7 protein-coding genes and 1 pseudogene are annotated in these 6,548 nt (G+C 41.5%); 3 read left to right on the top strand and 5 right to left on the bottom strand.

Features of this window, described 5'->3' with window-relative positions:
* Positions 1 to 1,262 (bottom strand): annotated as a pseudogene (locus ACQKEZ_RS18465) (hypothetical protein); the annotation flags it as partial.
* 176 nt (positions 1,263 to 1,438) lie between these two features.
* Here ACQKEZ_RS18465 and ACQKEZ_RS18460 point away from each other — a divergent pair.
* Positions 1,439 to 2,458, top strand: coding sequence for an LLM class flavin-dependent oxidoreductase (locus tag ACQKEZ_RS18460; protein ID WP_427303307.1), 1,020 nt, complete (start codon positions 1,439 to 1,441; stop codon positions 2,456 to 2,458).
* 41 nt (positions 2,459 to 2,499) lie between these two features.
* On the opposite strand, the gene ACQKEZ_RS18455 is transcribed toward ACQKEZ_RS18460, so the two are convergent.
* The gene (locus ACQKEZ_RS18455) at positions 2,500 to 3,120 is read right to left on the bottom strand and encodes an acetate uptake transporter (RefSeq protein WP_427303305.1); all 621 of its coding nucleotides are present in this window, start codon (positions 3,118 to 3,120) and stop codon (positions 2,500 to 2,502) included.
* 158 nt (positions 3,121 to 3,278) lie between these two features.
* On the opposite strand from ACQKEZ_RS18455, the gene ACQKEZ_RS18450 reads away from it, so the two are divergent.
* Complete coding sequence (locus ACQKEZ_RS18450) at positions 3,279 to 4,097, top strand: uroporphyrinogen-III synthase (protein WP_427303303.1); 819 nt, start codon at positions 3,279 to 3,281, stop codon at positions 4,095 to 4,097.
* Positions 4,098 to 4,146: 49 nt separating this feature from the next.
* On the opposite strand, the gene ACQKEZ_RS18445 is transcribed toward ACQKEZ_RS18450, so the two are convergent.
* From ACQKEZ_RS18445 to ACQKEZ_RS18435, 3 genes are read right to left on the bottom strand one after another with little or no spacing between them, the layout of a single operon-like run.
* Positions 4,147 to 4,740, bottom strand: coding sequence for a DedA family protein (locus ACQKEZ_RS18445; RefSeq protein ID WP_427303301.1), 594 nt, complete (start codon positions 4,738 to 4,740; stop codon positions 4,147 to 4,149).
* A gap of 43 nt (positions 4,741 to 4,783) precedes the next feature.
* Positions 4,784 to 5,677, bottom strand: a complete 894-nt coding sequence (gene galU / locus ACQKEZ_RS18440) for a UTP--glucose-1-phosphate uridylyltransferase GalU (RefSeq protein WP_427303300.1) — start codon at positions 5,675 to 5,677, stop codon at positions 4,784 to 4,786.
* 18 nt (positions 5,678 to 5,695) lie between these two features.
* Positions 5,696 to 6,088, bottom strand: coding sequence for a GtrA family protein (locus ACQKEZ_RS18435; RefSeq protein WP_427303298.1), 393 nt, complete (start codon positions 6,086 to 6,088; stop codon positions 5,696 to 5,698).
* A gap of 197 nt (positions 6,089 to 6,285) precedes the next feature.
* Between ACQKEZ_RS18435 and ACQKEZ_RS18430 the strand changes: the two genes are divergently transcribed.
* A complete protein-coding gene (locus tag ACQKEZ_RS18430; RefSeq protein ID WP_427303296.1) occupies positions 6,286 to 6,516 on the top strand; it encodes an excisionase family DNA-binding protein in 231 nt (76 codons plus the stop codon).
* Positions 6,517 to 6,548: the final 32 nt, after the last annotated feature.

Below are 6,548 nucleotides of genomic sequence, written 5' to 3'. Positions count from 1 at the left end.
GTTGCACCAGTGTCACCTGTATCACCAGTAGGTCCGGTTGCACCAGTTACGCCAGTAGCACCCGTATCACCAGTAGGACCGGTTGCACCAGTTACACCAGTGGCACCAGTAGGACCAGTAGGTCCAGTTGCGCCAGTGGCACCTGTATCACCAGTAGGTCCGGTTGCGCCAGTTACACCAGTAGGACCAGTAGGTCCGGTTGCACCAGTGTCACCTGTATCACCAGTAGGTCCGGTTGCACCAGTGTCACCTGTATCACCAGTAGGTCCGGTTGCACCAGTTACGCCAGTAGCACCCGTATCACCAGTAGGACCGGTTGCACCAGTTACACCAGTGTCACCAGTAGGACCGGTTGCACCAGTTACACCAGTGTCACCAGTAGGTCCGGTTGCGCCAGTGGCACCTGTATCTCCAGTAGGTCCGGTTGCACCAGTTGCGCCAGTGGCACCAGTGTCACCAGTAGGTCCGGTTGCACCAGTTACGCCAGTGGCACCAGTGTCACCAGTAGGTCCGGTTGCGCCAGTTACGCCAGTAGCACCCGTATCACCAGTAGGTCCGGTTGCACCAGTTACACCAGTGTCACCTGTATCACCAGTAGGTCCGGTTGCACCAGTTACGCCAGTAGCACCAGTAGGTCCGGTTGCGCCAGTTACACCTGTCGCTCCAGTTACACCCGTATCACCAGTAGGTCCGGTTGCGCCAGTTACGCCAGTAGCACCAGTGTCACCAGTAGGACCTGTTGCACCAGTTACACCTGTATCTCCAGTAGGACCTGTATCTCCAGTAGGACCTGTTGCGCCAGTGGTTCCTGCTGCAGCTAGTAATGTGTAGTCTGGTGATGTGCCTGGTGTGCCTGTTGGTGGTGCCGTGTTTACTACATACGTGCTACCATCAAAGGTCACCACTTGACCTACTGGGTATGCAGGGCTGTCTGCCGGATCAAATGCTACAAGTCCGGTTAATCCTGCACCAGTAGGTCCAGTTACGCCAGTAGCACCCGTATCTCCAGTAGGACCTGTCGCCCCAGTTACTCCAGTAGGACCTCTTTTTACAATTTTATTATTTGGTTTTTTACGTCCTTTTCCTTTTGCACAAATGCTGTGATGTTTAGCAACTTCTTTTTTTTTACATTCACATCTAAGAATGGGACAGTCCTCAAATTGAGGCCTATCGTGACGTGATCTTCTGTAATGAGGCTGCCAATCATGCTTTTTTCCGCAAAAGTGACATTTGTTTTCGTACTGATTATGCAAATTCCCCATCTCCTACGATTGATATTTCTATTCTATGTGCAAATTTAAAAAGTGGAATTTAAATAAATGATCAATTCGTTAGTTCGATTTCCATCGAATCAAATCATTTAAAAATTGAAGGGTTTTATGTTATGTTGAGAAAAGAAAGATTCCTAAAGAAATTGATAGAAATGAGGACATAGTAAATGGGTCAATCAATTTTACAAAATACAGCTTATTCCGTGTTAAATTTATCCTCTGTTATTGAAGGAGGAACGATTCGTGATTCATTTAACAATAGTATGGATTTAGCCAAAAAAGCAGAGAAGTGGGGCTATACTCGTTACTGGCTCGCAGAACACCATAGTATGGAGGGGGTCGCTAGCTCTGCTACCTCTGTATTAATTGGATATATTGCAGGTTGTACTGAAAAAATACGAGTGGGCTCTGGTGGGATCATGCTGCCAAATCATTCATCTCTTGTTATTGCAGAACAGTTTGGAACACTCGAAACATTGTATCCTGGTAGAATTGATCTTGGACTTGGCAGAGCACCAGGGACAGATCAACTCACAGCAAGGGCATTAAGAAGAAATAATCACAATGGCGAAGAGTTTCCAGAGCAACTTGAAGAGTTGATGCAATATTTAAAGCCAACTGGACAAGTGAAAAATAAAGTACGTGCTGTTCCTGGAGAAGGTCTAGACATCCCGATTTGGTTACTTGGTTCAAGTGGTTTTAGTGCACGCCTTGCTGGTGAGCTAGGGTTGCCGTTTGCATTCGCTTCACATTTCTCACCTAAAAACACGATCCCAGCCCTTGAGTTATATCGCCAGTCATTTCAACCATCCGACGTATTAAAAGAACCGTATGCAATGGTTGGGGTCACGGTTTTTGCAGCAGACAGAGCAGAGCGTGCTGAGTACTTAGCTACTTCTCATTATCAGCGCTTTTTAAGCCTGATTCGTAACACGCCAGGTAAGCTTAAGCCACCGGTTGAAAATATGGATTCTTTATGGAGTCCTTACGAAAAGGCAATGGTTGATGAACAATTAAGCTCTACGATCATTGGGGATAAAGAGACTGTGAAGAAGGGATTAGAGACATTTATTCAATCAACACAAGCAAATGAAGTAATGATCAATTCTGATACCTTTGATCATGAAGAGAGAATGCGTTCGTTTGAAATCATTGCTGAACTGTTTCAAAACGAACAAAAAAAATAGCCAATAAAAAAAGAACTGCACAGCGCAGTTCTTTTTGGGTTTTATGCTTTTTTCCATATGCGGAATGGTTGTCCAACTGGTAATACTGTACGACCGAAATGTGTGTTTAGTACAACAGCTGCCGATCCATAAAATGAAAGCAGTGAAATGATCAGCTCTGAGATGCCAGCAATTGTGTGCGTCAATTCATACATAACATTAAAAGAGCTTAAAGCAAGACCAATAAATAAGAAATCAATAAAGACGAAAATCATAAATAATACTTTATGTGTTTCCATCGCACCAATGGTCATAAACACACTAAAAATGAGATATCCAATAAAAGCGATTCCGAGCTGTTTTGGATCTGCTCCTTCGGCAAGCGTTTTCCCAAACACGCCAGCTTGAATGAGCCAAGTTGTGCCAACACCAAGCCAAAATAGACCAAATGCGCCAAAAGCTGTCGCTCCAAATATATTATGATGCTTTGAATCCTGTACTGATGCGATCAGCTGTGCGATCCCTCCAAGGAATATAGCCCAAGGTAAAATAAGAGAAGTACCATCAGTGATCCCTAGTTTTTGAGAGGACGCGACGAGCGTCACCATTGCCAGACCAAATAAACCAAGTGGCGTTGGGTCTGAAATTGATAAACGAATTGCTTGTACATTCTGTTTTTCCATAATAACCTCCTACAATTTCCACTTACAAAAGATACTTGAATTCAAATGAAACGTCAAGCTCTTTTCAAAAAATCACTTTCGTAAAAATGACGCTTGCTTCATCTTCCATAAAAAACTATATTTAATACATACAAATGTTATAGAAAAAGAGGGATAAGATGAGTAAGGGATTAAGCGGGAAAACGGTTGCCATTTGTGGAACGAGAAAAATAGAAGAGATGAGTATACTCATTGAAAAGCAGGGAGGACAGGCTATTACAAGACCTCTACAAGGGACGGTTTTTTTGGCTAAGGAAGAATTAAAACCAGGTATTGAGAGGTTTGTTACGCAAGGAGCCGATTGGGTCATTTTCACAACAGGCATTGGAACAGAAACGTTAGTAGAGTGTGCAGAGGAATTAGGGCTTGGACAAGCGTTTATGGAAATTCTTATGGAGGCAAACATTGCTTCAAGAGGGTACAAAACGTTCACAGCCTTAAAAAAACGAGGCATAAAATCTGATGTTTCAGACGAGGATGGGACTGTACAAGATTTAATTCGTCAATTACAGGAAGTTGACTTCAAAGGCAAACGAGTGATGGTGCAATTACACGGAGAAAACGTTCCTGCATTGATTCATTTCTTAGAAGAAAAGGGAGCAGAGGTGCTAACGTTACTCCCATACCAGCATACACCACCTGAGCCAAAGATCGCGAAAACACTTTTAGAAGAAATGAACAATCAAGATGTGCATGCTGTCTGTTTTACAACGGCTGTCCAAGTACATGCACTTTTCAAGTTAGCGGCAAACTGGGGGAGGAAGGAAGACCTACTTCAACAATTTGAAGAAAACATTCTTGCAGTAGCCGTTGGTAAGGTGACATCTGAAGCTTTGAAGGAAGAGGGCGTGACAAAAATTCTCGCACCCGAGCTTGAAAGAATGGGAGCAATGATCATCGAGCTATCGCATTATATGAAAAAACAAGCGACATTATAAAACAAATGCCTTTCACTATAGTAGTGAGAGGCATTTGTTTTGAAAATATTCATGTTCGTTTTGAACGAAATTTCTTTAACAAGAGATAGAGAAGGATGAGTACAACTGCAATCACCATAATTGGCGTTGTGTATGTATGTGCAACACTTTGTACATGATCCCATCTTGTTCCGAGCTGTATACCAAGGTATATGAATAAAATAGACCAAGGAATCGCAGCAAGTCCTGTTAATAATACAAACTTTAAAAATGGCATTTTGGCGATACCTGCCGGAATGGAGATCGCATGGCGGACAACTGGAATAAATCGAGCTGTAAAGACGACACCAGTTCCATATCGTTCAAACCATTTTTCAGCCGTTTCAATATGATGTTCTTTAATGAGTAAGTACTTTCCGTACTTGGTCAAAAATGGTCTTCCTCCGTAAAGTCCAATCCAGTAAATAAAGCATTGGGCAATCGTACCTCCAACGACACCTGCAATCACAGCGCCAGTAAATCCGATGGTTCCAGTTGAAACCATGTAACCACCATAGGCAAGGACAATTTCGCTCGGAATAATTTCAATCATTAAACCAAGTGCTACTCCGACATAGCCAAGGCTTGTCAGCCAGGTTAAAATTTCATTGATCATGGTTCCCATTCATTTCACACTGCCTTTACCTACTAATTTCATCCACCATTGTTCATGATGATGAATATACTTTTTTTTCTTCTCGCTTTAGGATGCTTTGAAGATAAGCTATCAGTTGAGGTCTCATTTCCTGACGCATCAAACCGATTTCTGTGCTTGCCTTAAAACAGCCTAACTTGTCTCCAATGTCGAACCGTTGTCCTTCAAGTGTTTTTGCATAAATTGGCTGATGATGTGCAGCCACTCTGAGGGCATCCGTTAACTGAATCTCATTTCCTGCACCACGACCAATGTTCTCTAAAATAGAGAAAATGGTTGGATTTAAAATGTATCGGCCCATCACAGCAATATTTGAAGGGGCTTCTTCAATTGAAGGCTTTTCAATTAAATCTGACACTTGATAGACAGAGCCTTCTTGTTTTGCCGATTTTATAATACCATATTTGCTCACATCTAGACGATCTACTTCCTGAACACCGATAACTTCTGTTTGATGTTGCTGATAAACATCGATTAACTGCTGAAGCGCTGGCTTCTCTGATACCATAATATCATCACCTAGCAAAACGGCAAATGGTTCATGACCAATGAAATGGTTTGCACATAGCACAGCATGTCCAAGACCAAGTGGTTCTTTTTGGCGAATGTAATGGATATTTGCCATATTGGCAATGTCCTTCATTTCTGCCAGCATGTCATTTTTTCCTTTTTCCATTAAGTTTTGTTCAAGCTCGACAGAACGATCAAAGTGGTCTTCTATAGAACGTTTGTTGCGTCCTGTAATAATTAAAATATCTTCTATCCCTGATTGAACAGCTTCCTCTACAATATACTGAATGGCTGGCTTATCAACAATAGGGAGCATTTCCTTCGGCTGTGCCTTCGTTGCTGGTAAAAAACGAGTTCCTAGTCCCGCTGCTGGTATAACGGCTTTTCTAATTTTCATGTGATCATCTCTCCATTCTTATACATTTTTCATCATTTTAAAGACCCAAAGGCGGCTACCAATAAAATTGACAGCGAGTCCGATGATGGTCGCCATTACCTTGCTTACGAATAAAGATACACCTGATTTTTGTGATACATATAAAACAAAAAAAGTGAATAGGGAGGCTATCAAATTCACAGTGATAAACTTCATCAATTCCCATTTATCTGCTTTTTTTTGCACGTCGAAGGTCCAACGTCTGTTCCATATATAGCTGTTTAACATCCCAGCACTGTAAGAAAAACATTGTGCAACTAAATAGGGGACAAAACAGGCTGTTAAGATAAAAAAGATACCAAAATCAATAAGTGTATTTCCAACCCCTACAGTACAAAACCGCAAAAATGTATTGAATTTTTTCTTTGACATGATTTTTGTCTGTCACCTCCCAATTTCCAAGTGTAGAGTGATATATATTGTTAGCATCTACTTTACAGAAGGGAGTTGAATAATCAATTAATAAAATATGAACAAACTATGAAATGAACGAAATAAGGTTTTTTGTGCTTTTTTGAGTCATCATGTTATACTTCTCTTATTGATACGACTCATTTGGTGGTGCATTTATGTATTTAACAATTTCAGAAACAGCAGAATACCTTGAAGTGTCTGAGGCTTATATCGAAAAACTGATTCAGCAAAAAAAGATACGTGCTGTTTTTGATGGAACGGCCTATCTCATTTATAGAGAACAATTTCAAACTCACCTGAAGCAGCTTGAACAATATAAGCTGTTCGTAGAAGAGATATTGAATGAGCCGATTCCAGAGGATCCTGATATAAAGGATGAAGATTAGAAAAGACTGCGTGTCAACATCAATCAACATGT

Source organism: Bacillus sp. NPDC077027 (assembly GCF_050269555.1).
Lineage (GTDB): Bacteria > Bacillota > Bacilli > Bacillales > Bacillaceae > Bacillus.
Note: the sequence above shows the minus strand (reverse complement) of the source record. Positions and strands in the feature narration are given on the sequence as shown.